This window comes from Comamonas sp. Z1, from assembly GCF_008121555.1.
Classification (GTDB): Bacteria; Pseudomonadota; Gammaproteobacteria; order Burkholderiales; family Burkholderiaceae_C; genus Comamonas; species Comamonas thiooxydans.
Genome location: NZ_VOQT01000001.1, coordinates 441,303 through 466,204 on the forward strand (window position 1 = coordinate 441,303; position 24,902 = coordinate 466,204).

The following is a 24,902-nucleotide window of genomic DNA, read 5'->3' on the forward strand; positions in this document are numbered from 1 at the left end:
AGCGCCAAGGCTCTGACAAGAACATACGCCTACCGATCAACGGACCGCGTATTTGACGGATTTTTTCACTTGTTTTTGGGATGGAGGATTTATGCGTACTACTACTTTTACCGGCAAGGCACTGTCTGTTGCCATTGACGGCAAGACCCCGTTGAGCCTGCGCAGCCTGTGTGCCGTAGCCTTGGTTGCCAGTCTGGCTGCCTGTGGCTCTAGCGGCTCTCTGCGCAGCGACCTCGGACCCGACGGCACCGGCGGTGGAGATGTTGTTGCCGGAGGCGGCACTGGTGGTGGCACCGGCGGTGGCACTGGTGGCGGTACCGGAGGTGGAACTGGCGGTGGAACAGGTGGAGGCACAGGCGGCGGTACTGGTGGTGGCAACACCGGTGGCGGTGATGGCGGCACGGGCAACCCGCCTGTGGCAAGCACTCCGCTCACGCCGGTGCGCGACACCGTGGCGGATGTCACTGGAACGCTTTCCGGAACAAGCGGCGTCATCAGCGACGTCAACAACATCGTGACCTCCACTCTGGGCACGGCCACCAACGGCACGCCTCTGAGCGGTGTGGCCCAGCCGGCCGGCGGCATTCTTGGCAATGTGAACAATGCCGTCAGCAGCGTGGGTAGCGGCGTCAGCGCAGGCCTGGGCCAGATCGGCAAGACGGCCGACCCCATAGGCACCACCTTGCAAGGCGTGGCTCCCGCTGTCGGCTATCTGGGCGCTGCGGTCACTTCGGCAGGCAAGACGGTCAGTGCGCTGGACACTCCTCAGCTTGGTGTGGTCGGCGATGTGGCGGGCCTGGCGGGCGGCACGGTGCAAATCCTGGGCACCACCGTTTCCGGCGTCGAGGGCACGGTGGCAAAGCTGACCGGCAACCCGCTGGTCTCGGGTCTTACGACCCAGGTCAGCCAGGTCGCCACACCGGTACTGAGCACCGTCCTGGGCACCACCCAGAATCTGGTTCAGACCACTGGCCTCGGCCAGCCGGTTAACAGCTTGCTGGGCACCGTTGGCGGCGTCGTCAATCATGTGGGAGCTTCCGTCACCAGCACCGGGGTTCCCGTTGTTGCTCCGCTGGGCGGTGTGGTCTCGGGCGTCGGCCAGACCGTGGCCGGCCTGGGCGGCGTGGTGACAGGCCCCGGCACACCTAGCGGCGGCCTGCTCGGTGGCGTACTTGGCAATGTCACGGGCGGCGCAGGCGGCCCCGCTGGTGGGCCAGGCAATATTGTCGGCGGCGTGCTGGGCGGCGTCACGGGCCTGGTCGGTGGCGTGACCGGTGGAGCAAGCGGTGGCGGCAATGCCGGTAGCCCTGTCGCAGGAACAGGCAATCTGGTCGGAGGCGTGTTGGGCGGCGTCACAGGGCTTGTCGGCGGTGTCACGGGATCGGCAGGCGCTCCAGCAGGAGGCAGCGGCAGTGCAGGCACTGCGGTGACAGGCCTGGTCGGCAACACCGTTGGCGCAGTCACAGGCCTTGTGGGCGGTGTACTTGGCGGCGTGACCAATGTCGCTGCAGGCGCAGGAGCAGCAGGTGGTGCAAGCACCTCGGGCGGCCTGCTGGGTGGACTGCTGGGCGGCAATCTGGCGCTCGGCCTGGGCGGTGGAGCGGTAGCCACCAGCAAATAAGGCGAACGGCGGTGGTCTGTGCACCGCTTGAGCCTGGCCCGCCTGCAGGCGGGCTTTTTTACGACAGCCCCATACCCAGTTCTGGGGATGTAGGGAACAATGAGAGTCATAAAAATAGAATAGGAGGGACTTTTGCAGTCAAAAGCAAAACCACAGGGCCGCATCGGCCCCAGGATTCAGGCGTTGGCACTTGCGGCCTGGGCTCCTCTAGCCTGGTCACAGCAGGGCGGCAATCCGCTCAACAGCCTGCCCCAAACGCCCGAATCGGCAAGGAATCTGCAACAGCAGCCCAGGCAGGTTCCGGTGCAGATAGACAAGCCCCAGCCAAGTCTTCAGGACCTCATCAACCTCCGGGTCGCAGTACGTGGCGTCAATGTGCAGGGAAGCACGGCGATTCCTTTCGAAGAAGTTAGCGCACTTTTCACACCCTTCATCAATGGCACGCATACGGTGGGCGAGCTCAATGCCGCGACCCAGAAGGTCAGCGAGCTGTATCAACGCCATGGCTACGCCCTGTCTTTTGCCTACCTTCCTCCGCAGGACTTTGCCAATGGCGCGGTGCAGGTCATCGTGGTCGAAGGCTATGTGCAGAGCTTGAATCTGGAGGGAAATTTCGGTCGCTCCGAGGACCAGATACGCGAAATTGCCCAGCCGCTGCTCAATGAGAGGCCTTTGACCACCAAAACCTTTCAGCACCAGACCCAGCTGATGGCACGCCTTCCAGGAGTGCAGATCACCGCGTCGGCCAACCTGCCGACCACCACCGATGGTGCAGTGCCCCTGGTCATCAAATCCAAGCACAAGCCCATTGCAGTCACCGTCGGGGGCGAGGCGCGCAAGCCAACGCCGCGCATCATTGCCTCCCTCACCCTGAACGACCCTCTGTGGTCAGGCAGCCAGCTTCAGGCTTCGGCGATGTTGCAAAACCCCGACAAGGAGCGTTTCGGCAGCATCGGTTTCACTCAGCAGCTAACGCCCGAGGGCACGCAGGCACGTGTCAGCTATTCCGACTACCGCAGCTTCAACCCGCCGGCAACGCGCATTCCCGGCATTGATGACCTGACACAGCAACGCAAGCTGGACTTCAATATCAGCCACCCATGGATCTTGAGCAATACCACCCAGCTCAGCACCACGGCGGGTCTGTATGCCATCAATTACAGCCGTGAACTGGCCGATAGCCAGGCCTCCCTGCTGCGCGAGGAAAAGGTTCGCACGCTCTATGCGCAAATGGCCTGGGCGTCCTTTGGCAAGACCACCACCCGTTCGGCGTCGGTCCTGCTGGCCCACGGCCTGGACAGCCTGGGGGCCTACAAGAATCTGGACCTCTACTATCGGCAGGGCTTGCTGCAAAAGCTTGAAAACCCTGCCAAGCTGGACTTCACGCGCATCACCGCCGACTATGCACAGCGCCATCGCTTCGCGAACAAGATGGGCGCCGCTTTTGCCGTGGGCGGGCAATACAGTGCCGACATTCTTCCCATCCCGGAGAAAATCTCCTTTGGCTCTACCCGCTTCGGCCGCGGCTATCAGGCTGGCGAGTTCTCGGGCGACTCCGGCATGGGTGCCAGTGCCGAACTCAACTACCAGTTCCTCATCAACCAGGCCTGGATCAAGTCGGCTGAGCCCTATCTGCTTTACGAATGGGCACGCACGCATCAGCAGACCAGCGGAGTCAAAGGCAATACGCTGCGCTCTGCCAGCCTGGGGCTGCGCCTGTCCGACAGCCGCCACTATGCACTGGACCTTGCCATGAGCAAGCCGCTGGGCGATCGCTCTGTCAACAATCCCGATAGGGAACTGCGCTACAGCCTTGTATTGAGCTACAACCTGGATCCCTGACTTGCTGCGATTCCGCCCGCCGAGCCGCTGTGTAACGCAGCGGCTTTTTCTTTGTTCCGCCCCCTGAACGACAAGCCACAATATCGCCTATGAAGAAAAACGATATAGCGCCGTTTTTTGCTGCGCTCAAGGCCGCCAACCCCACGCCACAAACCGAGCTGGAATACACCACGGTGTTCGAGTTACTGACCGCCGTGCTGCTGTCTGCCCAGGCCACCGACGTAGGGGTGAACAAGGCCACGCGCAAGCTTTTTCCTGTTGCCAACACTCCGCAGGCCATTCTGGATCTGGGGCTTGAGGGGCTGCAGAGCTACATCAAGACCATAGGCCTGTACCGCAGCAAGGCCAAGCATCTGATGGAGACCTGCCGCATGCTGGTTCAGCTGCATGGAGGCACAGTACCCAGGACCCGCGAAGAGCTGGAAGCCCTTCCCGGCGTAGGCCGCAAGACCGCCAATGTGGTGCTCAACGTGGCTTTCGGTCAGCCTACCATGGCCGTGGACACGCACATCTTCCGCGTCAGCAACCGCACGGGGCTGGCACCCGGCAAGAATCCGCTGGAAGTCGAAAAGCAGTTGCTCAAGCGCGTACCCGACGAATACGCGGTGGACTCCCATCACTGGCTGATCCTGCTAGGCCGCTATGTCTGCCAGGCGCGCAAGCCCCGCTGCTGGGAATGCGTGGCTTCAAAATACTGCGATTTCACACCCAAAACCCCGGCACCGGCAGCTGGAAAAAAGAGCTGAAAACGCCTCAAACGAATATCCACAAAGCGCTTGCAGCTATATTTTTTCAAGTTCCTCAGCTCTTGCCGCTGACGCCGGCCGATTCAAAACTGGCCATTTCGTTGAGCATGGTGCAGGCCGAGCGCAGCAGCGGCCAGACCAGCGCCGCGCCAGAACCCTCGCCCAGGCGCAATTGCCAGTCCAGCATGGGCTGGGCCTGGAGGTGAGCCAACATACGAGCATGACCCGGCTCACCCGATCGGTGCGCATACACGCAGCGCTGCAGCACATGGGGTTGAAGACGGCTGGCCACCAGCACGGCGGCCGTGGTGATGAAGCCATCCACCACGATCAGGCGGCGTTCTGCAGCGGCCTGCAGCACGGCTCCCGTCATGGTCGCAATCTCCAGTCCGCCCATAGCTGCCAGCACGGCCAGGGGATCTTGCACGTCGACATGCAGATCCAGCACCTGACGGAGCACGGCGATCTTGCGCGCCAGACCTTCGCTGCTCAGGCCCGTGCCCACCCCGGTCACCTCCTCTATCGGCTCGCCGCACAGACGCGCCAGCAGCAATGAAGCGCTGGATGTATTGCCTATGCCCATCTCGCCCAGCAACAGCGCATTGCCCGGCAGTTTCTTGACCAGTTCCCCGCCATTGCGAAGCGCCATCGCACATTGCGCTTCGCTCATGGCCGGACCCTGGCTGCAGTCCGCCGTGCCATAGGCCACCTTGCGCCGCCACAGGCGTGGCTCATGGGCCTTGGGAAGCTTGTGCGCAGGATCCTGCTCGCGCACCTCAAAGTCGCGGGCCACGCCGCAGTCCACGACATTCAGATCAATTCCGTTCTGCAGAGACAGCACGCTTACGGCCGCGCCGCCAGCGAGGAAGTTTTCCACCATCTGCCAAGTCACATCGACCGGATAGGCCGACACACCCTGAGCAGCCAGTCCATGATCCGCAGCGAACACCACCATCTGCGGTGCATACAGATTGGGAGTCTCGCAACCCACGATGCCGGCAATGCGCAAGGCCAGTTGTTCCAGCACGCCCAGCGATCCCTGGGGCTTGGTCTTGAAATCCAGGCGATGCTGGACGCGGGCTTGCAGCGCCGCGTCATGGATGTCCTGCACCTGCGGACAGGACCAGATGGTGGACGGTAGGAATTCGGAAAAAGAAGCGGAACTCATGCGTGCAGTCATTCCCGGTGCATCAGGCCTGAGTGCCATCCACCACCGGGATGCGGAAGGCACGTTTTTGGGATCCTGCAAGTATCGCGCTTTCATCGGCGCCGCAACGCCAAGTTCAACGATTGCTCAGAAGCTGCATGAAAAAAGGCCCCTAAGGGCCTTGGCGGAAGACGCGGCAAAGCCTCAGCGAATGACTTCCTCAACCGTGATTTCGCGCAGAATGCCTCCGTCCTTGACCGAGCCGCTGACCGAGCCATCCTTGACACGCGCCATACAGGCCTGCTGGTCGATTTCGGTCTTGAACACACCGCAACGGGCGTAGGCATTGCGCTCGTACTGGCTGATGCCCTGGCCGTCGTCGAGCTTGCCCTTCTTGGCTTCGGCACTTGCCGCCATCGCCTCGCGTGAAGACGAATTGCTCTCGCGCATGGGACGCTGGCCCTTGTGATGATGGCGATGGTGGTGCTTTTTCATCGCGGGCTTGGCCGCATCCATCGCAGCTGCTTCAGCCGCCGGCTTGGCTGCATCCACCTGTGCGCTGGCCATGCCTGCCAGCGACAAAACCGCCGCACCCAAAGCTAGTTGAAGAGTCTGAACCTTGAAAAAAGCCATACGCAACTCCATTCCAAAAAGTGAATAGCTCGGTCAGCTTGCACGCACTCTCAGGCAGGGCTTATCGGTTCAGCGGCTATGAGTCCGCAGGATCAATCCTACAAATCAGCGAGTAAGCGGGAGCGCGGTCGGCTCAAACCATTGCCCCACGCCCTGCGCCAACCGCGCAAACACCTGCTCCAGGCTGGGTGCATCGTGGCCGAACAGCGCATGAATTACCTCGGCGTTTTCAAACAGACCGTGCAGATAGGTACCGATGACAGCGCTGTTGCCTCCCTGCCATAGCATGCCGGGCAACAGCTCCTGAGCCGGTCGCACACTGGCCATCTGCATGTCGGCACGTAGTTGGGTCTGGCCGTGGTGGATCTCGTAGCCACGTGCCGGCACGCCACTCAGGGCATTCCATGGGGCTTGCAACGCAGGCAGTTGCAGGGTCGTGGGTTGCACAGTCTTGTCCTGCGCAAACAGGGTCGCCAGCGGCAGCAGACCCAGGCCTGCGGCATTGCCGTCCACTCCATGCAGATCGATCAGCGCCTCGCCCAACATCTGCAGACCGCCGCAAATACCCAGCACCCGCTTGCCGAGTCCGGCATGAGCGACGACGGCTGCATCCAGCCCCTGTGCACGCATCCAGGCCAGGTCGGCAGCCGTGGCCTTGCTGCCCGGCAGAATGACCCAGTCCGCCTCGGCGAGTTGCGCGGGAGAGCGAGCCCAGATCACGCGCACGCCTGGCACTTGCAACAGGGGCTGAAATTCATCGAGATTGCTGATGCGCGGATAGGCGATGATGGCAATCGTGGTGTGAACGGCCCGCCCGGCTCCCGTGCTGCCGCGATCATCGAACACGCCGTCCTCCTCGGGCAGACCATGCTGGAACTGCATGGGAATGCAAGCCACCGTGGGCACACCCGTCTTCTCTTCCAGCATCTGGGGCGCCGGTGCCAGCAGTGCTGCATCACCCCGGAACTTGTTGAGCACAAAGCCCTTGATGAGCTTTTGCTCATCCTCAGGCAGCAGTGCCCAGGTGCCGTAGAGATGGGCAAAGGCTCCGCCTCGGTCTATGTCCGAGACCAGCAGGCAGTGTGCATTGCAATGTTTGGCCACACGCATATTGACCACATCGCTGGCATGCAGATTGATTTCGGCCGGCGAGCCCGCGCCTTCGATCACCACCACATCGTTTTCGGCACGCAGCTCGTCCAGCGCCTGCGCGATCTGCGGCCAGACCTTGAGGCTGCGACCTCGCCAGGGCATGGCGCTCAGCTCCTCATTGACCTGTCCGAACAGCACGACCTGGCTGCGCGTGTCAGCCTCGGGCTTGAGCAGCAGCGGGTTCATCCGTACATCGGGAACCGCCCCCGCTGCCAGCGCCTGCAGATACTGGGCCGTGCCGATCTCGCCCCAGCGGCCCTCGGGCGTGGCCACAACACGCGCGTTGTTGCTCATGTTCTGCGCCTTGAACGGCGCAACCTTCAGGCCCTGGCTGCGGTAGTAGGCGCACAGCGCCGTGGCCACCCAGCTTTTGCCCGCGCCACTGCTGGTGCCCAGCACCATGATGCAACGTGCTGTCATGTCTTAAGTCTCGATTGGGATCGGCAGCACCACGCGCTGCAGGATTCTGACCAGCGCCTCGCCGGGATGGGTGCACATGCCCATATGCGAGGGCGAGGTCTGGATGATGCTGCTGCGCTTGGCCGTGAGCCAGTGATAGCGTGCACGCATGGGCAGCTGCGCAATCGGCCCGCCATCGATCCTGCCTTCGCAGATGGCCACGATGGAGCCCAGGTGACGGTGCACGGCCTCCAGATCCACATTCGGATCCAGCGCCAGCAGACGCTGTTCGTCAAGGGCCACGGCAGCCTGCAGATGACCGGTGCGCTGGCAGGAGAGGATCACACCCGCGTTCACAAATTCCTCACGCTCCACGCGCGGCACTACCCGCACGATGGCGTAGTCGTAGACCTCATGCGCGTGCATCGATCACTCCTTGCAACCAGCGGCCACGCTCGGCAAGCCGGGCCACGAAATAATTCACATAGGCCGCGCGATGGGCCTGCACATTCCTGAGCACATCGCCCTCTTTGTCGGCTGCGGCCTGCTCCAGAAAGCAGTCGGGCACCTCGTCCACGATGCTCTTGAGCACTTCGGGCCCAAGCTTGGCGGCCAGCTGCGCATCCAGCTGCGCCAGCTGGCTGGCCTGCGGCAGCAGCACATGCTCGGCACTGGGCGCAAAAGGCTTGGCCGGATCGGCGACGACTCCGTTCCAGGCATGGTGAAAGGTCAGACTCGCGCCATGATCGATCAGCCAGGGCTGCTTCTGGTACATCAGCATATTGGTGTTGCGCGCCGTGCGGTCCACATTGCTGACCAGGGTGTCGAACCACACGAGGCGCGATGCAAAGTCGTCGTCCACCACGTCCACCGCCGGGTCAAAGTTGATGGAGCCCGGCAGATAGTCCAGCCCCACGTTCAGCCCGTCGCTGGCGCGAATCAGGTCCTGAATCTCGGGGTCGGATTCGGTGCGGGACAGGTCGCCGTTCAAGTGCAGCAGCACGATTTCGGGCACCGGCAGGCCCAGCGCACGTGCCATGCCGCCAGAGATGATCTCGGCCATCAGCGCGCGCACGCCCTGCCCAGCGCCCCGGAACTTGAGCACATAGGTGCCCAGATCGTCAGTCTCGACAATTGCCGGCATGGAGCCGCCTTCGCGCAGCGGCGTGACATAGCGCTCCACCAGCACCGAGCGCAGCTTCAAGGTTTCAGTGTCCATGAGAAATGGTAGCGCCTTGCGCCCATCAGGTCTGATCGGCAAGGTCATTGGATGCTTTTCCAGGCTTGCTCCAGCGCGGCCTGCGAGACGGGCGGCAGCACACCCAGCCGCACATGGCCGCTCAGGCCAAAGCTTGCGCAGTCGCGCAGTTTGATGCCCTGGGCACGCAGGCCGGCAAGAGGCGCGGCCAGCTCTGCCAGCGGCAGACCTGCGACAAAGTAATTGCCCTGATGACCGGGAACGACCTGCCAGCCCAGCCTCTCGCACAGCGCCAGCTGCTGCGCCTTCCAGCGGCGCAAGGTCATGAGGCTGTGGGCCAGCCACTGCTGCACCTCGTCCGTCACCCAGGCCTGCAGCATGGCCACGCCATGCGAGCCCACCACCCAGGATGCCGCCAGCGCATTCAGCGCCTGCAGCTCTGCCGCTGCGGCCTGCATGGGCGCAATCGCATAGGCAGCGCGCACACCCGTCATTCCCAGGGCCTTGTTCGGCGTCCACAGCTGCCAGACCGTGTCGAGATCGCGCTCGGGCGGCTCGCCTTCCAGCCATAGCGGACGGTAGGCGCAATCCAGCACGCGCCATTCCTTCTGCGCCGGCGGCTGCTGCCAGGCAGGCCAGATGTCTTCCATCGCCCCCAGCGGGCTTGAAGGCTCGCAGGCCCAGCTGAGCACCGGCGCCACGGCCGCTTCTGTGCGGCGGCACAGCGCCAGCCGCCACACCCGCGCAGCCTGCAGATAGTCGCCATAGTGATGCTGGGGAAACTGCACGCTTTTGGCACCGCTGCGCACAGCGTGCAACGTGAGGCGATGAATCAGCTCGCTGCTGCTGCCGCCGATCAGGATGCGCTCGACCGCCACGCCATGAAAAGCCGCCAGCTGCGCGCGCAATGCCCCGTATTGCGGATCGGGGTATTGCGCTACATGGGCGGCCTGCAACGCCTTCACGGCCATGGGACAAGGCCCGCAGGCATTGCGATTGGTCGAAAAATCATGCGCCGGAACGCCCAGCGCATCAGTACCGCCATGCATGGCTGCCGCATTCACATCAAACATTGGCAAGCAGCCTTCCTCTCCACAAAAACATCAAAATCATAGCAATCAATGCAAGCAGCACATGCAACTTAATCACTTTTGATGCCAATTTTACAGACAGCTTCAGATCAGCCGCCTGCGGTGCCCGTCCCTGCGGGTTGAGTCGATAGACGCCGGGCTTGGAAAGCTGAACCCCTATCGCCTGCGCCATGGCGCCCATGGGCCAGCCGCCATTGGGCGACGGTGTCACGGCTGCATCGCGCCTCAAACCGGTCCAGGACAGGCCGCCGGCCAGCAGCGCCAGCCACATTGCGGTGATGCGCGCCGGAATCCAGTTCAGCACATCGTCGGCGCGGGCCGCCCATTTGCCTGCCCATTGCCAGTGGCGGCGGCGCTCGCCCTGGCCTCGCCAGCCGGGGTAGCCCCACATGGCATCGGCCGTATTGGCAAAACGATAGACGGCCGCCCCGGGCAAGCCGGCCACGGCAAACCAGAACAGCGGAGCAATCACGGAGTCGCTGAGGTTCTCGGCCAGCGTCTCGATGGCGCTTTCGCGTACGGTGGCCGCGTCCAGCTGTGTCGTGTCGCGACTCACCAGCCAGCTCAGGCGCTCCCGCCCTGCGGGCAGCGATTGCTGCAGTGCGGCCTCCACGGCCTGCACCTCATCTTTGAGCATGCGCCAGGACAACAGCGGCTTGAACAACACCCCCATCACCAGACCCCAGAGCCACCAGGGCGCAAAACCCAGCATGAACTGGGCCAGGCCATAAACCATGAAAAACAGAGCTGCCAGCGCACACCAGACAATTGCTGCCAGGCAAAAACGCAGATAGTCGCGCGGCACTTCAACACGCGGTGCAAGCGCTTGCCCCGACCAGCCCAGCAATTTGCCCATCAGCACCACGGGGTGCAGCCACACCGGCGGCTCGCCCCAAAGCCGGTCCAGCAGCAAGGCAACCAGCAAGGCCAGCAAGCCGGCCTGCACATTGGCAGCCCAGTTGGACGCCGCCAGATCACTGGCGGTAAATGTCTGATAGAGCCATGCCAGCGGACTGAGAGAAAGACCGATCAGCTCAGTCCAGCCAAAACTCGTCATGTGTCTGTTTTGCTCTTCGCGGCGCACGGCCCGCTGCCCGGCTTGCCCTTGGTCGCCGCGGCCACCACACGCGAGTCGTCCCAGACATCGTCCATCAGCATGTCTTCCAGAGGCGCACGGCAGGCCCATTTTTCCTGCTGCAGCATGGGCTCGGCATAGTAGGCATCGACTGGGCCCAGGCAGAGCACGCCCAGCGGGTGGGCACCTTCAGGCATCTGCAACAGCCTTGCCAGCGCCAGCGGATCGAAAATCGAGACCCAGCCCATGCCCAGACCTTCGGCACGCACTGCCAGCCAGAGGTTCTGGATGGCACAAGCGCTGCTGGCGATATCCATCTCGGGCAGGGTGCGGCGGCCGAAGATATGGGCCTCGCGTCCCGGCGGCATGGCGACAACCAGCACCTCGGCCGCATCGAGCACCCCCTGAACCTTGAGCTTCATGAAGTCTTCTTCACGTTCGCCCAGAGCATGGGCAGTGCGCACGCGCTCCTCCTCGATCAGGCCGTGGATCTGCAAGCGCAATTCGGCACTCTTGACCCGAACAAAGCGCCAGGGCTGCATGAACCCCACACTGGGCGCGTGATGCGCGGCGCGCAACAGGCGCAGCAAGACCTCGTCGGGGACCTTACCGCCCGCAAAATGACGCATGTCGCGGCGCTCATAGATGGCGCGGTAGACGGCAGCCCGCTCGGCCTCGGTGAAAGGCGTTGCGGCAATCGTCGCGAAAGAGCTGGTCTTGGATTCGGTCATGGAACTATTGTCGCGCCACAGACATGGCAAAAGCCATCAGTCTTCGATACCTCTTTGAGCGGGAATACCCGCCTGGAAAGCATGTTTGATCAGCGTCATCTCGGTCACGGTGTCGGCGATGTCGATGATTTCCTGCGGGCAGCGGCGGCCCGTGAGGCAGACATGCACATCCCTGGGACGCGCCTTGAGCGTGTCCAGCACCTCCTGCAGCGGCAGCCAGCCATAGATCAGCGGATAGGTGATTTCGTCGAGCACGACCAGAAACAGCTCGCCCGAAAGAATGTCGGCCTTGGCCTTTTCCCAGCCGTCACGCGCCAGCTGGGCGGAGTGATCGAGGTCCTTGCTTTTCCAGCTAAAGCCATCGCCCAGTCCTTCGATGGGCAGACCGACCTGCTCGGCCAGGCGGTGCTCGCCAAAGCGGGCCGTAGGCACCTTCATGAACTGATAGACCTTGACGGCCTTGCCCCGGCCCGTGGCGCGAAAGGCCAGACCAAAGGCGGCTGTGCTCTTGCCCTTGCCATTGCCGGTGTTGACGATGATCAGGCCGCGGCGCTCGCCCTCGGGCTTTTCGTAAGGCTTCTCGGTGGGAGGATTTTCAATATTCATAGCTACTCTCGCTTGTCTATCAAGGGCTAAAGGGCAAAAAATCAAGAATTGCGACCGAGCTCAGCTCAGGCGCGGCAGGGCCAGCCACAGGCCATCGAGTTCGCGCACCTGTATGCGCCGGTCAAACACGGACTCCAGCGCGGCATGGGTGGCGGGATCGCTGCAAGCGCCCTGGTGGGTGATACGGCCGGCCTGCATGACGACCATTTCGTCAGCCAGCAAGGCGAAGGACAACTCGTGCAGCACGCTGACCAGGGTCGCGCCTTGCTGCACCAGACTGCGGGCCGTCAGCATCCAGTCGGTCTGGTGCGGCGGGTCAAGATTGGCCAGTGGCTCATCCATCAGCAGAGTCCGTGCCTGCACGGCCAGGGCCCTTGCCAGCAGCACGCGCTGACGTTCACCTCCCGATAGCTGGCCTATGCTGCGCTGATGCCAGTCCCAGGCATGGGTCTGGCGCAGCGCCTGCTCCACGGCCTGCCGGTCGGCGTTCGAGGCCGGAGCCAGCCAACCCTGGTGGGGCAAACGCCCCAGCATGACCACGTCATACACGGCCATATCAGCCGCAACAGGCTGATTCTGGCCCAGCCAGGCCAGGGCCTTGGCACGCTCGCGGCCATTCCAGTCGCCCAGCTCACGACCCTGCAAAAGCACCGCGCCGCTTTGCCGCTGGTTGGCGGCACGCATGCCGGCCATGGCGCGCAGCAGCGTAGATTTACCCGCGCCATTGGGGCCAACGATGGCCGTCCAGCGACCCCGGGGAATGCGCAGGCTGATCTGGCGCAGCACTTCACGCTCGCCCAGCTGTACGCTCAGAGCCTCGGTCGCCAACGCGATTCCAGTCTCGATATTGCTGCTCATGCGCCCTCTCCAGACGGCATGGCGCCACGCTTGTGCATCAGCCACAGCAGATAGCTGCCTCCCAGCACCGCCGTCAGCACCCCCACGGGAAGCTCCTGCGGTGCGATCAACCATCGCGCCAGCAGGTCGGCGGCCAGCAGCAGCACCGCCCCCATCAGACTGCTTAGCACCAGCAGCCAGCAGTGCAGCGCGCGCACCATGGAACGCACCAGATGGGGCGCAGCCAGGCCTACAAAAGCGACCAAACCGGTCTGCGCCACGGCGGTGCCCGTGGCCAGCGCCAGCAGCACGATCAGCAGCAGGCGCAGCGGCGCCAGCGGCAGACCCAGACTATGGGCCGTGGCCTCGCCGAGTGCCAAGCCGTCGAGCACGCGGCTCAGGCTACAGGCCAGCACCAGCACGGGCATAAGCACCCACAGCATGAGAGCGCAGGCAGGCCAGCCCGCAAACGCCGTGCTGCCCAGCATGAAAGACTGCATGGCCTGCATGATGTCGGGGTTCATGAGCAGCACCAGCGATGCGGCGGCGCCCAGCACCACACCCACCACCACGCCGGCCAGCAGCAGGCGCATGGTGTTCTGCACGCCCTTGGCCAGCACCAGGGTCAGCACCACGGCAAGCACGGCACCCGCAAAAGCCGCGCCCGTCACGCCCCAGCGCGCCAGGCCGGCCAGCGCAAAAGGCGAGACACCCAGGGCAGCCATGGCCAGCGCCACCCCCAGCGATGCCCCGGAGGCACTGCCCAGCAAATAAGGATCGGCCAGGGGGTTGCGAAACACGCCCTGCGCCACCGCTCCGGCCAGCCCCAGCAGGCCTCCGGCCAGCAAGGCCGCCGCCGTGCGTGGCAGGCGAATATCCATCACGATCTGCCAGGCTAGCGGGTCTTGGCGGGCATTGAGTACGCTCTCAAAACCCGTGCTGCCGATACCCGCGCCCAGCAGCGCCAGCAAAGCAGCAGCCAGCGTCAGCCACAGCAGCAGCCAGGCAGCGGCCAGCCCGCGCTGGCCCCTGCGGTGACGACTGGAGATGCAGGTGTTCATGGGCTCTTGCCCTGCCTTGCCGCCAGACGCTGCAGACATTGAGCAATGATTTGCGCCCCCTCGGCCATGCGTGGGCCTGGGCGCACCAGAATGTCAGATTCCTCGGGCGTGAAGGCGCAGATCGCGCCCTGCTTCACCGCCCGCATCTGGGCCCAGCCCGGGTATTCCGGCACGCCGGTTTTCCAGGCTCGCTCGCCGGCCATCAGAATGTCAGGATCCAGCTTGACCACATATTCGGGATTCAGGCGCGGAAACGGCCCTTGCCTGGCGTCGACCACGTTGCGCAGATGCAGCCGCGTCAGTGTCTGGCCGATAAAGGATTTTTCACCGGCGGCATACGGGCCGCGACTGGCTTCAAAGTACACGCGCTGACCGCGCATGGCTTCGGGCACGCTGGCAGCGGCCTTGTTCAGGTCGGCTTCGATAGCGGCCCAGACGCGGTCTGCGCCCTGTGTGGGAGGCAAGGCGAGCAGCTGACCTATTTTCTGCATCACGGTGCGCGCTTCCTCGTGGGTACGCGGCTCCAGCGCCACCACCTTGAGGCCCAGCGCCTCCATTCGCGCAATGGCCCGTGATGCCATGGAAACCAGCACCAGATCTGGCTTTAGCGCCACAATAGCCTCGATATTCGGATCCAGCCCGCCCCCCACCACGGGCACGGTCTTCACATGGGCGGGCCAATTGGAATAGCGATCCACCCCCACCAGACGCTCGCAACCGCCCAGCGCGCACAGGCTCTCGGTCAGCGAGGGCAGCAGGCTGACGATGCGCTGCGGCGGTTTGGCCAATTGCACCTGCGCGCCACGTGCATCGATGATCTGCACGGACTGCGCCGCCACCGACAAAGCCCCGGCCAGGCCGCAAACAAGCAGCGCAGCAGCGGCAAACTGTTTTACGGTGGCCCTCATGCCTGCGGCCCTTTCAACGCCAGAGGCAAGCCGGCGCACATCAGCGTGACGCTTTCGCAATGCGCTGCCGCCTGCTGATTGAGCAAGCCCAGCGCATCGACAAATGCGCGCACTTCGCGCCCCATGGGAATCACGCCCAGACCGATTTCGTTGCCGACCAGAATCACGGGGCCGGCAGCTTCGTCAAGCGCTTTCAGAAAGAGAGCTAGCTGTGATTGCCAGTCCGGAGCTGGAGATGGGCTGTCTTCAGAATTCCCGGTCTGCACCGGCATCAACCAGTTTGTCAGCCACAAGGTCAGGCAATCAATCACCAGCAGGCGCTGCGGGCTGCTGTGCCGGGCCAGCACCTGGGCCAGCTCGCGAGGCTCCTCTATGGTCAACATGCCTGGCACGCGCTCGGCGCGGTCGCGCTGGTGGCGCGCAATGCGCTCGCTCATTTCCGCATCCCAGGCCTGGCCGGTCGCCACCAGCGCAGCCTGATTCCCGGCATCCGTCTGCAGCCACTGGCGCGCCAGCAGCTCTGCACGACGGGATTTACCGCTTTTTTGCCCGCCCAGAATCAGCTGAGTACGCGGCATGACGAAGGAGGTGGTGCTTGCAGGGCTCATGGTGGTGATGGACAAAAGGCTCAGTCTTCGATTGTTGCGCCAAAAAGCGACGCCACCGCTGCCGGGCAGGACGGAAACCAGGCATGAAAGTAACTGGCACGCACACTGCCATATTGATAAAGTGCCTCGCCACGGTCTGCCTGTACGGCTGCGCCGGGACGGCTGCTGCGCGTGAGCACCGGCATGGCCGTCTCCAGCCTTGTGTAGTGAAAGGTATGGCCGCGCAGCAAGCCCATATCGAGCGCCAGCTGCTGCATGCCCAGACCGCCAAGCCGGCTCTGCATCACAACCTGACCTGGCAGCAGCCCCCACATGGGCTGGGTGCTGCCGTCCAGGGCAGTTACTCCATCACACAGGGCAAGCATGCCGCCGCACTCGGCCCAGACCGGCTTGCCCTGCGCCATATGCTCGGCAAGGCCGTCGCGCAACGGCCGGTTCTCATGCAAGGCCCGGGCATGCAGCTCCGGATAGCCGCCGGGCAGCCAGATCGCATCGCAGGGCGGCAGCGCATCGCCAGCCAGCGGCGAGAAAAAGCACAACTCGGCCCCCATGGCACGCAGACAGTCCAGATTGGCGGGATAAATAAAGGAAAACGCCGCGTCGCGCGCAATGGCAATGCGACGTCCGCTCAGCCAAGGCTCCACGCGAGGCTGATCGGCGCAAATGTCTGGCGCTGCAAAGTCCACGTTCCAGTCCTGCCAGCTGGGCTGACCGTCGTCCGAGCTCCAGGCCCGTTGCCCCAGGGGAGTCTGGGCCAGGGCGTCGGCCGCAGCGTCCAGGCGCTCCAAGGCATCGCCGAGCTCGTGGGCTGCGATCAGGCCCAGGTGGCGCTCGGGCAGCAGCGCTGCTGACTTGGCCTTGACCGCTGCATCGCCCAGTTGCACACCGGGCATGGCACCCAGCCACAGCGACTGGTCGCGCAGGCCTTGCCTGAGCAGATCGGCATGATGAGCCGTGGCCACGCGGTTGGCCAGCATGCCGGCCCAGCGCAGACCGCCCTGGTAATGCTGCAAGCCATAGGCCAGCGCCCCGAAAGTGCCCGCCATGGCCGAGGCATCGACCACGGCCAGCACAGGCAGACCCAGCAACTGCGCCAGATCGCCCGCGCTGAAGTTGCCGTCGAACAGGCCCATCACGCCTTCGACAAGAATCAGGTCGGCCTCCTGGGCCGCCTCATGCAGACGCTGGCGCACATCCGCCTCGCCCGTCATCCACAAATCCACCGAATGCACGGGCGAACCGCTGGCCAGTTCGTGCCAGTAAGGGTCCAGAAAATCCGGCCCGCACTTGAATACGCGCACCTTGCGTCCTTGGCGCGCATGCAGCCGCGCCAGCGCCGCCGTCACGGTGGTCTTGCCCTGACCGGAGGCCGGGGCACTGATCAGCAGCACCGGGCAGCACACGCCCGAGCCTGTTTCATGCATTGCGGTGACTGTCATGGCCTCTTACCTGGCTTCCCACTTCACCCCGATATAGCCGCTGCGGCCTTCGGTGGCATAGGTTCGGGCCAGCTCATAGCGCTTGTCAGCCAGATTGTTGATGCGTGCCACCAGGCTCCAGTCGCGGCTCAACTGCTTTTGTGCGCTCAGATTCCAAAGCGTGTAACCGCCCAAAGTAAACGACTTCCCTGTGAAGTCATAGTCATACCTTTTTGCAGCCGTCTGCACTTCTACACCCAGCTTCCAACCTGCAACCCGAGTATCGGCAGACAAACTCGCATAACGCTTGGAGCGACGGGCTAGCTGCTGATTTTTGTCAAGGTCTCGTGGGTTTTGGAAATCCACAGAGCCTTGCAGATTCACCATGCCCACTCGCGTGGTCGCAGCCAGCGTGATGCCTTCATAACGCGCATTGGCAACATTGGCATAACAGCCCCCACTATCGCCAAACGATTGCACGCTCTGACATGAACCTTTTCTGCCAACGTAGTTGATGAGGTTGGAAACCTTGTTTCTATAAACCGTGGCCGAGAAGCTGTCGCTGCCCTTGCCCCACTTCAGGCCCAACTCCACATTACGGCCTTTTTCGGGTACCAAAGTCGCATCTCCGTTCATGCTGAATCGTTGATACAGCGTGGGTGCACGGAAGGCTGTACCAGCTGAGGCTGTAGCACGCCAGTTAGGCATGAACTCATAGCCATATGCAGCGCTCCCTGTTGTGTGGCCACCAAATTCGCTATCACGGTCATGGCGGGCATTAAGTTGCAGCGTGTGCTTACCCAGATTCAGACCGTAACCCAATGCCAGCGCATTCTGCGAACGCTCGCGGCTGCCGATATCAAGGCCGCTGTTGATTAGCTTGTCTTCGCGGCGCTCCAGTGCAACGGTCACGGTCTGCACGCCCAGCCTCCATTCGTTATGGAACAGATAGCTGTGCAGACGAGTATCTGTTTCATAAGGACTGGGCTTGGTCTGATAGAAGTCCCGCGACTGCGTGTACTGCAGGCGTGTGCTGTAAATATCACTCCATTTGGCCTGCCAGTTCAGGCCCACTGCGCTCATCTTGTAGATGCTGCGGTCGTCGTACTTGCTGGCGTCGTAGCCAGAATTCATGTAGCTGGTCAGCGCCGTTGCTTCCACGCGCTGATTGGCCGAGAGCTGATAGCCAATGCGGCCATTGAAAGCATTGCTACGATAACCGTCTGCATCAGGATTGGAGCCCTCAGAAGTTTTGGAATTAAAGCCATTGCTGCTGGCATGCGAAACACCCAGACTGTAATCCCAGCCGGCCACACCGCCGCTGACGCCAGCCTGAGCCTTCACCGTGCCACGACTGCCCCAGCCCAAGCCCACATAGGGCTTGGCTTTGCCCTCGCCCTTTTTGGTAAAGATCTGCACCACACCGCCGATGGCGTCAGAGCCGTAGACAGCCGCCGCCGGGCCTCGCAACACTTCAATTCGGTCGATCGCTTCCAGTGGAATATCCTGCCAGGAGGCACCGCCCGTGGACTGCGAGTCCACGCGTATGCCATCGATATAGACGGCAGTGAAGCGCGTGTCGGCACCGCGCAGATAGACGCTGGTGGTCGAGCCAGCGCCGCCGTTGCGCACCATTTGCACACCCGGCAGACGCGAAAGCACATCGGCCACACCCACGGCGCCCGCCGTTTCAATCGTTTCACGGCCCACCACCGACATATCGGCCACCAAATCGGACAAAGGCTGCTCGATGCGATTGGCGGTGACCACGGTTTCTTTCATCTGCACCGCATCGGCCTGTGCAGCTGACTGAGCCTGTGCGGCAAACGCCACTGCCAACGCAGATGCCAGAAGAGTGGGACGGAGAACAAACGATGCGCGTGCGCGCGAAGCCACCTGCGCCATGCGCAGGGACGAAGATTGCGGACTCATGGAAAGCACACTTGAATACGCCCACATCAGCCTACCCGCCGACATTGAGCAAACATACCTGCACAGAATGCAGGCAACCCATGTTGGCCGGTATCCGGGCTAGGCGAATCATCCTCTTGCCGGCCTTCCCAGCGCGCAGCGCCAGTGGCCATGGGGAAAAAGGCGGAATGCCGCTGCATTCCATTCGCCGACCGTTGCGGGGGCAGCGCAGGTTCAGTGTGCCAGTGTGTCTGGCCAGCACCTCCCTGCTTCCCGTTGAACTGAGACCACAGAAAAGCGGCCTCGAGCACCAACAGACGCCCATTGTAATGAGCGCTACGCGGCGCAGATCCTTCATTCGGAGTAACCGAGCGCGGCTCAGGTGACGATTTTTTACCTTAAATATGCGTTTGAGGTACACAGAACTTGTGCAGCACGCTACGATTTTGAGAGAAATATTGCAGTTTTACGATTGCGGCAGTCAAGCAGCCTGTGCTCCTGCACAAACTGCTGAATTTGCCTGCACATTTATACTCACCCACGGACTGCAAGACCTACAATGGCAGAGTCTATGACCACCCAGCCCTCTCTTGATCTCATTGCCGAGCGCGTAGAGCGTCTGCTGGTGCGCCACGAGGAACTGCAGCGCACCAACACCCTGCTCACCGATCAGGTCATCGCTCTGACGCAAGAGCGCGATTTGCTGCGTCTGCGCCTGCAGGCCGCACGTGCGCGCGTCGATGCCTTGATCGAACGCCTGCCCGCCAACCAGGGAGAGTGACAGTCGTCACCCTCCATCACCAGACCCGCCACTGACGCCCATGAAGCAGATCGATGTGCAAATCATGCAGCAAAGCTATGTGCTGACCTGCCCCGATGGTCAAGAAGAACGTGTGCAGGAAGCCGTTCGCCGCGTGGACGAAGCCATGAACCGCATCCGCGACAGCGGCAAGGTCCGCTCGCGCGAGCGCGTGGCAGTGCTGGCAGCCCTCAATATGGCTTTCGACGTGCTTGACCGCGATGCCCAGCAAGCCCTTATGGCCAATGCCCAGGCAGAAATGCAGGCGCTTGCTCAGGAGCAATTCGCCCCCGCCGAGGTCAATGAGGCCGCCCAGGCTGAGCTGCAGCGCCAGCAGGAGCTTGCCGAGCAACTGGTGCTCAAGCTCGATCAGGCACTGGATGCTGACGCCAGGCTGCTCTGATCGGGTAACCTCAGCAGCAAAGCAGTCATGACCTCCGCGCGACTGCCAATACCCGTTAGAATAAAACCGTCTGCAAATCTGCCGGTTTTTATATTTCCTTGAACCAATGCTCAACGAGCATGGGCTTGATAAATCACCTATTGAGCGTGATCGTCTCGCGTCAGATGAACCCAACGATAGGTTGCTCTTGCCCACCTGAACCCCCGGTTCAGGATGACGAACCGGTGGCATTTGCAGACACCTTTACACACGCAAGCTGTTGATTTGCTTGCTTTCCAGCCACGAAGATGGCCTGAAGAATCAAACAAAGCCGAGCAATTGCAGGCAATTGAAATCAACAACTTGTGCATCTATCTGGATTGATGATTGGCCCGCGTTGCGGGCCTTTTTCTTGCCCAATAGACTGAAGCCATGCTTGCAGCTACCCTCCTCTGCCTCGTCATCGGCATCTCAGACGGTCGCACCCTGACCGTGCGCTGTGGTGAGCCTGGCGCTTATGAGCAGGTCACGGTCAGGCTGCAGGGCATCGATGCACCCGAGCGCAAGCAGCCATTCGGAGAGAGAGTCCGACAGGCATTGGCTGAGCTGATATTTCTTAAGGAGGCCGAACTGCGCTGCACCAAGACAGATCGGTTCCAGCGACAGGTCTGCTCTGTTTGGGTGACGCCTGCGTCGGCATCCAGCGGGCCGCGCACACTCGATGCCGGCCTGGCCATGATCACCCAAGGCATGGCCCGATGGTCCCGCGCCTGTGGCCACGAACAGTCTCCCCAGGCGCGCGGACAGTATAAGTTTGCCGAGCAAGAGGCAATGGCACGCAAAGTCGCGCTGTGGCGTGATCCAGAGCCAACCGCGCCGTAGGTAGCGAGGTCCGCGAACCAGTGCTAACGGCCAGGAGCAGGCGGTCAGAAGTTCATATCAATCGGCTGTTTCAGGGGCATCATGCATCACCAATGGCTGAGGCGCAGTTGAAGCAGAACTCCTGCGCTGTATTTGATAAACGGCTAATGCAGCACCCAAGAAGACAAGACCATAGAGCGAAAAGAGCTCGTCAGGCCTCCAACTGGCGTCAATGAGCTTGCCCGCGACCAATGGCGAGACAATCGCGCCGATACGCCCCACACCGATTGCCCACCCTAGCCCCGTGACGCGCTGTGTCGCTGTATAGATGTTTGGTGTCAAAGCATAAAGGCCAGCAACGCATCCATTGACAAACACGCCAATGGCCAAGGCGGCAGCGAATGCCATCCCCAAGTTACCAAGCAGGCTCACAAACGTGCACATCAATGCTGCGTTAATGATGAGGTAGAGCATGAGTACCCGGGACAGGCGGTACTTTGCTGCCAGGAAACCAATTAGCGAAGTACCGACAATGCCTCCCACATTGAGCAGAACGCCACCAGTGATACCTTGCTGGTTGGACAATCCCGCCGTCACCAGCAACTTCGGGGTCCAGCTCATCACAAAGTAAAAGCCGAACATAACGATAAAAAAGGCGGCCCAAATCAGCAAGGTAGACGCGGCAAGTCCAGGTGCAAGCAAGCTGGCAACACGGTTCGCTCCTGCTGTTGCCGTCGATTGATTGAAAGCGGGCATTTGCGCCAGAGGCTCCAATCCTACTTTCAATCGAATGATGTTCATCTTCCCAAGCGCATTGGAGGGACGCTTAGCAATCAGGAAATCCAACGATTCAGGCAACCACAAAAACATGACTGGCAAAGTCACCAATGTCGCCACCCCGCCATACAGGAATACTGATCGCCAGCCTAGGCTAGGGATCAGTTGTGTTGCAATCAGCCCCCCAATAGTGGCCCCCAAGGCATATGCCGTGGCTTGCAAACTGATGGCCAAACCACGCCAGCGACTAGATGCATACTCGCCAGCGATCACGTAACTGCTGGCTAGAATGCCTCCGATGCCCAACCCGGTGAACAGTCGCAGCGCTCCCAGTTGAACTGCGGACTGTGTATATGCAGATGCCAACATGCCAACGCCAGCAATCGCAATACACAGCATGATGAGCGGCCGTCGACCTATCCTGTCTGCCCAAGGGGCGATAACCAGGGAACCCAGGGCCATACCCACAAGCCCTGCACTGAGTAAATAGCCCAGCTGTACGCCACTCAACGCCCATTGACTGGCAACCGAGGCAGCTGTGAAAGCCATCACCAGCACATCAAACCCATCAAGCATATTGATGAGAAAGCATAGTGCGATGACAAACCATTGGTATGCAGACATTGGCTTGTCATCCATTTTCCCCACGACTGAAGAGTTCATAGTTGTCTCCTTTTATAAGTTGCTACGTCAGGCGTAGCTTGGCCTTGGCCTGCTCATGGCTAAAGCAGTCCACCTGGGTTTTCTGAAGCGGATTTGAGTGGCGATAAGGCGCGGGCTAGATACCGGCGATTACCGTTGATGCAGGGTGTACTTGAGAGGATTGAGCCAGAACAGCTCATGCCTTTCGCATTGGGAGTTAAGCCATTAATCTTTCAATAATCCGTCGAGCGCGATTCGCTCCCACATCGACGTGGATATCGATCATGGACTTGGGTCCGAAGCGGATCATGTTCTGATATTGCGCTTCAATCACGACCTTGTCTTCGTCAAAAGTGAGCTCGGTTTGTTCCAGCACCTTGCGTTTGACCTCCTCCACGTCCTTGGCCGGATTGGTCGCCATGGTCCAGAAGTAGTGGCAAGTCGTCTCGCTCTCTGGCGTAACCCCATGAAAGCCGCGCATGTGAAAGCCACCTCTTTGTGGATCGTCCATAGCGTCGGTTCCCTGATCGACAGCACCTGTCCAGATCAGCAGATGGGATACGCGAAATTCGATCTCCTGCCAACGGTCCACATTCCCCTTGAAAGGATAAGCTGCGGAGTATGTCGGAGGCGGTACCGAGTCGGGCATATACCGCACCACTCTGACAAAGTCTCCTTCGCTTTCGACCTTCATTTCTGCATTCATATGCAGCTTGGCATTGCCCCCGATGGTGTGCAAATGCACATAACCAAGGTGACTGAGATCCAACAGGTTGTCGTGGATGAGCTGGTACGGTGCGTTGTAGTGGTAAACGTCGCCTCCATAGACATACTCTGGCGAGCTGTGAACCGAATACGAGGGTGCGTCGCACATAGGCTCGGGATTCTCTGGCTTACCAAACCAGATCCAAATGAGTCCGTCCCGCTCTTGTACGTGATAGGCCGAAACTTTGGCCTTGGTAGGAATTTTCTCCTGGCCGGGGATCTCCACGCACTTGCCCTCATGGTTGTAGAGCAGACCGTGGTAGCCGCAGCGCAATCCGCAGCTCTCCACAGTTCCAGCGGACAACGGCAAAGCACGATGGCAGCAACGATCTTCAAGTGCCGCCACTGTGCCGTCACCGATACGGAACAGCACTACAGCCTCTCCCAGTAACTTACGCCCAACCGGCTTGTCGGCCAGCTCTGATGAATGTGCTGCGACATACCACTGATTGAGAGGAAATTTGCTCCTTTGCGGCACAGCGCTCTCTCGAGCAGGATGAATCGAAATAGTGGTCATCGTAGGTCTCCTTGGAAAATCGTTGAGGGAAAGCTGAAATCAAAGATCGAGCACCAGCAGCTTGCTGCGAGCTCGTGAGCAACAAGGCGTGAAGCACTTGTTCGCAGCCTTCTCTGCGTCCGTCAGGTATTGGTCACGGTGATCTGGAACACCCTCCAGCACACGGGTCACGCAAGTTCCGCATATGCCTTGCTCGCAAGACACGGGGATATCCACGCCGGCTTGATCAAGCACTTCGAACACCGATGCACCCACCGGTATCTCGTATCGGTATCCTGTACTGGCAATCTGCACTTCAAACAGCTGGTCGCCTTCCTGCGGCGATGAGCCAGCGGCGAAGAACTCCTTGTGCACATTGCCTAATGGCCAATTACGCTCCGATGCAATGCCAAGCACACAGTCCATGAAGCCACTTGGACCACACACGTAGATATGAGTGTCTGGATCAGGCCTTTTCAGAAGTTCTGCCAAGTGGGCGCTGGTATTGCCATCCAGATACAAATGCACTGACTGCGCCAAGGAGTCCGATCTCAGCAGATCGCCAAAGGCTGCGCGGGCCTGAGATCGACAGAAGTAATGAAGCTCAAAGTCATGTTGCCGGAGGGCGAGTGCTTGCGCCATGCAGATCAGCGGCGTAATCCCGATACCTCCAGCTAGAAGCAGATGCTTTCTCGCTGCGGGTGCCAGTTCAAATAGATTTCTGGGTTCGCTGGCATGAACCCTAGAGCCAACCGTGAGCTGTTCATGCACGGAAATCGAGCCACCGCGTGACTCTTTCTCGCGCTGAACTGCGATCGTGTACTTGGCTGAAGATCGGGATTCGCTTGGATGGCACAAGGAATATTGCCGGACCAGACCATTCGGCAAATGAACATCAATGTGGGCTCCTGGTTCAAATGCGGGAAGAACCGTTCCTTGCGCAGATATGAAGTCAAGGCTGATGATGTCTTCAGCTTCCTGCACTCTTCGTTGAACAACAAGCTCTAGCATGTGGGACTCTCTATTGAAAAAGCCAACGCCTCTCCCTGACACAGAGCGTCATGGACTTTGGCTGTAATTGGGTTGCCTGTTCTAAGTTGCCGCTACCGGGCAGTTGGACTCGCGGAGCAAGGCTTAGCGTTTGATCGATTGATGGCTCATGTTCAAGATCCCGTTCACAGTTGACTAGTTGGCCT

Annotated in this window: 24 protein-coding genes and 1 riboswitch; of the genes, 6 read left to right on the top strand and 18 right to left on the bottom strand. The window is 61.3% G+C overall.

The window, feature by feature from the left end; all coding sequences use genetic code 11:
* Window positions 1–91: 91 nt before the first annotated feature.
* From FSY45_RS01945 to nth, 3 genes are all read left to right on the top strand, one after another.
* Complete coding sequence (locus FSY45_RS01945) at window positions 92–1,621, top strand: collagen-like triple helix repeat-containing protein (RefSeq protein WP_046461932.1); 1,530 nt, start codon at window positions 92–94, stop codon at window positions 1,619–1,621.
* Between the two features lie 132 nt (window positions 1,622–1,753).
* Window positions 1,754–3,463 carry a ShlB/FhaC/HecB family hemolysin secretion/activation protein gene (locus tag FSY45_RS01950; protein WP_012837965.1) on the top strand — a complete coding sequence of 570 codons (1,710 nt, stop codon included), beginning with the start codon at window positions 1,754–1,756 and terminating at the stop codon, window positions 3,461–3,463.
* Window positions 3,464–3,552: 89 nt separating this feature from the next.
* Entirely contained in the window at window positions 3,553–4,209 is a 657-nt protein-coding gene (gene nth, locus FSY45_RS01955) for an endonuclease III (RefSeq protein ID WP_046461931.1), read from the top strand.
* Window positions 4,210–4,264: 55 nt separating this feature from the next.
* Here nth and cobT read toward each other — a convergent pair whose 3' ends face one another.
* The 15 genes from cobT to FSY45_RS02030 all read right to left on the bottom strand — a co-directional run bounded on the left by cobT (window position 4,265) and on the right by FSY45_RS02030 (window position 19,005).
* Window positions 4,265–5,377 (bottom strand): nicotinate-nucleotide--dimethylbenzimidazole phosphoribosyltransferase, encoded by a 1,113-nt coding sequence (cobT, locus tag FSY45_RS01960; protein ID WP_046461968.1) that lies wholly within the window; start codon window positions 5,375–5,377, stop codon window positions 4,265–4,267.
* Between the two features lie 183 nt (window positions 5,378–5,560).
* Window positions 5,561–5,989, bottom strand: coding sequence for a hypothetical protein (locus FSY45_RS01965; protein WP_046461930.1), 429 nt, complete (start codon window positions 5,987–5,989; stop codon window positions 5,561–5,563).
* A 105-nt stretch (window positions 5,990–6,094) separates the two neighbouring features.
* The gene (locus FSY45_RS01970; RefSeq protein WP_003063028.1) at window positions 6,095–7,561 is read right to left on the bottom strand and encodes a cobyric acid synthase; all 1,467 of its coding nucleotides are present in this window, start codon (window positions 7,559–7,561) and stop codon (window positions 6,095–6,097) included.
* Window positions 7,562–7,564: 3 nt separating this feature from the next.
* On the bottom strand, window positions 7,565–7,966 hold the full coding sequence (locus tag FSY45_RS01975; protein WP_003063030.1) for a DUF3037 domain-containing protein: 402 nt from the start codon (window positions 7,964–7,966) through the stop codon (window positions 7,565–7,567).
* The gene (locus FSY45_RS01980) at window positions 7,953–8,738 is read right to left on the bottom strand and encodes a HipA family kinase (protein ID WP_039048718.1); all 786 of its coding nucleotides are present in this window, start codon (window positions 8,736–8,738) and stop codon (window positions 7,953–7,955) included. The genes FSY45_RS01975 and FSY45_RS01980 overlap by 14 nt, the downstream gene beginning before the upstream one ends.
* Window positions 8,739–8,803: 65 nt before the next feature.
* Window positions 8,804–9,811: an aminotransferase class I/II-fold pyridoxal phosphate-dependent enzyme gene (locus FSY45_RS01985; protein ID WP_003063034.1), complete on the bottom strand. Its 1,008-nt coding sequence runs from the start codon at window positions 9,809–9,811 to the stop codon at window positions 8,804–8,806.
* A complete protein-coding gene (cbiB, locus tag FSY45_RS01990) occupies window positions 9,804–10,886 on the bottom strand; it encodes an adenosylcobinamide-phosphate synthase CbiB (protein ID WP_003063036.1) in 1,083 nt (360 codons plus the stop codon). Before cbiB ends, FSY45_RS01985 begins: the two co-directional genes overlap by 8 nt.
* Entirely contained in the window at window positions 10,883–11,635 is a 753-nt protein-coding gene (gene bluB / locus FSY45_RS01995; protein ID WP_046461928.1) for a 5,6-dimethylbenzimidazole synthase, read from the bottom strand. The genes cbiB and bluB overlap by 4 nt, the downstream gene beginning before the upstream one ends.
* A 36-nt stretch (window positions 11,636–11,671) precedes the next feature.
* Window positions 11,672–12,241, bottom strand: a complete 570-nt coding sequence (gene cobO, locus FSY45_RS02000; protein ID WP_046461927.1) for a cob(I)yrinic acid a,c-diamide adenosyltransferase — start codon at window positions 12,239–12,241, stop codon at window positions 11,672–11,674.
* Between the two features lie 60 nt (window positions 12,242–12,301).
* Window positions 12,302–13,099, bottom strand: coding sequence for an ABC transporter ATP-binding protein (locus FSY45_RS02005; protein ID WP_046461926.1), 798 nt, complete (start codon window positions 13,097–13,099; stop codon window positions 12,302–12,304).
* Window positions 13,096–14,139, bottom strand: a complete 1,044-nt coding sequence (locus FSY45_RS02010; protein ID WP_187427524.1) for an iron ABC transporter permease — start codon at window positions 14,137–14,139, stop codon at window positions 13,096–13,098. Before FSY45_RS02010 ends, FSY45_RS02005 begins: the two co-directional genes overlap by 4 nt.
* The gene (locus tag FSY45_RS02015) at window positions 14,136–15,047 is read right to left on the bottom strand and encodes an ABC transporter substrate-binding protein (protein WP_046461925.1); all 912 of its coding nucleotides are present in this window, start codon (window positions 15,045–15,047) and stop codon (window positions 14,136–14,138) included. The genes FSY45_RS02010 and FSY45_RS02015 overlap by 4 nt, the downstream gene beginning before the upstream one ends.
* The gene (locus tag FSY45_RS02020; RefSeq protein ID WP_034361613.1) at window positions 15,044–15,625 is read right to left on the bottom strand and encodes a bifunctional adenosylcobinamide kinase/adenosylcobinamide-phosphate guanylyltransferase; all 582 of its coding nucleotides are present in this window, start codon (window positions 15,623–15,625) and stop codon (window positions 15,044–15,046) included. The genes FSY45_RS02015 and FSY45_RS02020 overlap by 4 nt, the downstream gene beginning before the upstream one ends.
* Before the next feature lie 50 nt (window positions 15,626–15,675).
* Window positions 15,676–17,094, bottom strand: coding sequence for a cobyrinate a,c-diamide synthase (locus FSY45_RS02025; RefSeq protein ID WP_223305710.1), 1,419 nt, complete (start codon window positions 17,092–17,094; stop codon window positions 15,676–15,678).
* Window positions 17,095–17,100: 6 nt separating this feature from the next.
* On the bottom strand, window positions 17,101–19,005 hold the full coding sequence (locus tag FSY45_RS02030; protein ID WP_046461923.1) for a TonB-dependent receptor domain-containing protein: 1,905 nt from the start codon (window positions 19,003–19,005) through the stop codon (window positions 17,101–17,103).
* 67 nt (window positions 19,006–19,072) lie between these two features.
* Window positions 19,073–19,314: riboswitch (cobalamin riboswitch) on the bottom strand.
* Window positions 19,315–19,555: 241 nt separating this feature from the next.
* On the opposite strand from FSY45_RS02030, the gene FSY45_RS02035 reads away from it, so the two are divergent.
* From FSY45_RS02035 to FSY45_RS02045, 3 genes are all read left to right on the top strand, one after another.
* The gene (locus FSY45_RS02035) at window positions 19,556–19,765 is read left to right on the top strand and encodes a hypothetical protein (protein WP_003063053.1); all 210 of its coding nucleotides are present in this window, start codon (window positions 19,556–19,558) and stop codon (window positions 19,763–19,765) included.
* A gap of 40 nt (window positions 19,766–19,805) precedes the next feature.
* Window positions 19,806–20,186, top strand: coding sequence for a cell division protein ZapA (locus FSY45_RS02040; protein ID WP_003063055.1), 381 nt, complete (start codon window positions 19,806–19,808; stop codon window positions 20,184–20,186).
* Window positions 20,187–20,597: 411 nt separating this feature from the next.
* Window positions 20,598–21,047 carry a thermonuclease family protein gene (locus FSY45_RS02045; protein ID WP_046461921.1) on the top strand — a complete coding sequence of 150 codons (450 nt, stop codon included), beginning with the start codon at window positions 20,598–20,600 and terminating at the stop codon, window positions 21,045–21,047.
* 57 nt (window positions 21,048–21,104) lie between these two features.
* On the opposite strand, the gene FSY45_RS02050 is transcribed toward FSY45_RS02045, so the two are convergent.
* From FSY45_RS02050 to FSY45_RS02060, 3 genes are all read right to left on the bottom strand, one after another.
* A complete protein-coding gene (locus tag FSY45_RS02050; protein ID WP_046461920.1) occupies window positions 21,105–22,466 on the bottom strand; it encodes an MFS transporter in 1,362 nt (453 codons plus the stop codon).
* A 196-nt stretch (window positions 22,467–22,662) separates the two neighbouring features.
* Window positions 22,663–23,727 carry an aromatic ring-hydroxylating dioxygenase subunit alpha gene (locus tag FSY45_RS02055; RefSeq protein ID WP_046461919.1) on the bottom strand — a complete coding sequence of 355 codons (1,065 nt, stop codon included), beginning with the start codon at window positions 23,725–23,727 and terminating at the stop codon, window positions 22,663–22,665.
* Window positions 23,728–23,766: 39 nt separating this feature from the next.
* A complete protein-coding gene (locus tag FSY45_RS02060) occupies window positions 23,767–24,717 on the bottom strand; it encodes a PDR/VanB family oxidoreductase (RefSeq protein WP_046461918.1) in 951 nt (316 codons plus the stop codon).
* Window positions 24,718–24,902: the final 185 nt, after the last annotated feature.

Excerpts from the sequence above, each read along its gene's own strand:
- FSY45_RS01945 (WP_046461932.1), top strand. The coding sequence starts at position 92 with ATGCGTACTACTACTTTTACCGGCAAGGCACTGTCTGTTGCCATTGAC.
- nth (WP_046461931.1), top strand. The coding sequence starts at position 3,553 with ATGAAGAAAAACGATATAGCGCCGTTTTTTGCTGCGCTCAAGGCCGCC.
- cobT (WP_046461968.1), bottom strand. The coding sequence starts at position 5,377 with ATGAGTTCCGCTTCTTTTTCCGAATTCCTACCGTCCACCATCTGGTCC.
- FSY45_RS01965 (WP_046461930.1), bottom strand. The coding sequence starts at position 5,989 with ATGGCTTTTTTCAAGGTTCAGACTCTTCAACTAGCTTTGGGTGCGGCG.
- FSY45_RS01970 (WP_003063028.1), bottom strand. The coding sequence starts at position 7,561 with ATGACAGCACGTTGCATCATGGTGCTGGGCACCAGCAGTGGCGCGGGC.
- FSY45_RS01975 (WP_003063030.1), bottom strand. The coding sequence starts at position 7,966 with ATGCACGCGCATGAGGTCTACGACTACGCCATCGTGCGGGTAGTGCCG.
- FSY45_RS01985 (WP_003063034.1), bottom strand. The coding sequence starts at position 9,811 with ATGTTTGATGTGAATGCGGCAGCCATGCATGGCGGTACTGATGCGCTG.
- cbiB (WP_003063036.1), bottom strand. The coding sequence starts at position 10,886 with ATGACGAGTTTTGGCTGGACTGAGCTGATCGGTCTTTCTCTCAGTCCG.
- bluB (WP_046461928.1), bottom strand. The coding sequence starts at position 11,635 with ATGACCGAATCCAAGACCAGCTCTTTCGCGACGATTGCCGCAACGCCT.
- cobO (WP_046461927.1), bottom strand. The coding sequence starts at position 12,241 with ATGAATATTGAAAATCCTCCCACCGAGAAGCCTTACGAAAAGCCCGAG.
- FSY45_RS02005 (WP_046461926.1), bottom strand. The coding sequence starts at position 13,099 with ATGAGCAGCAATATCGAGACTGGAATCGCGTTGGCGACCGAGGCTCTG.
- FSY45_RS02010 (WP_187427524.1), bottom strand. The coding sequence starts at position 14,139 with ATGAACACCTGCATCTCCAGTCGTCACCGCAGGGGCCAGCGCGGGCTG.
- FSY45_RS02015 (WP_046461925.1), bottom strand. The coding sequence starts at position 15,047 with ATGAGGGCCACCGTAAAACAGTTTGCCGCTGCTGCGCTGCTTGTTTGC.
- FSY45_RS02020 (WP_034361613.1), bottom strand. The coding sequence starts at position 15,625 with ATGCCGCGTACTCAGCTGATTCTGGGCGGGCAAAAAAGCGGTAAATCC.
- FSY45_RS02025 (WP_223305710.1), bottom strand. The coding sequence starts at position 17,094 with ATGACAGTCACCGCAATGCATGAAACAGGCTCGGGCGTGTGCTGCCCG.
- FSY45_RS02030 (WP_046461923.1), bottom strand. The coding sequence starts at position 19,005 with ATGAGTCCGCAATCTTCGTCCCTGCGCATGGCGCAGGTGGCTTCGCGC.
- FSY45_RS02035 (WP_003063053.1), top strand. The coding sequence starts at position 19,556 with ATGACCACCCAGCCCTCTCTTGATCTCATTGCCGAGCGCGTAGAGCGT.
- FSY45_RS02040 (WP_003063055.1), top strand. The coding sequence starts at position 19,806 with ATGAAGCAGATCGATGTGCAAATCATGCAGCAAAGCTATGTGCTGACC.
- FSY45_RS02045 (WP_046461921.1), top strand. The coding sequence starts at position 20,598 with ATGCTTGCAGCTACCCTCCTCTGCCTCGTCATCGGCATCTCAGACGGT.
- FSY45_RS02050 (WP_046461920.1), bottom strand. The coding sequence starts at position 22,466 with ATGAACTCTTCAGTCGTGGGGAAAATGGATGACAAGCCAATGTCTGCA.
- FSY45_RS02055 (WP_046461919.1), bottom strand. The coding sequence starts at position 23,727 with ATGACCACTATTTCGATTCATCCTGCTCGAGAGAGCGCTGTGCCGCAA.
- FSY45_RS02060 (WP_046461918.1), bottom strand. The coding sequence starts at position 24,717 with ATGCTAGAGCTTGTTGTTCAACGAAGAGTGCAGGAAGCTGAAGACATC.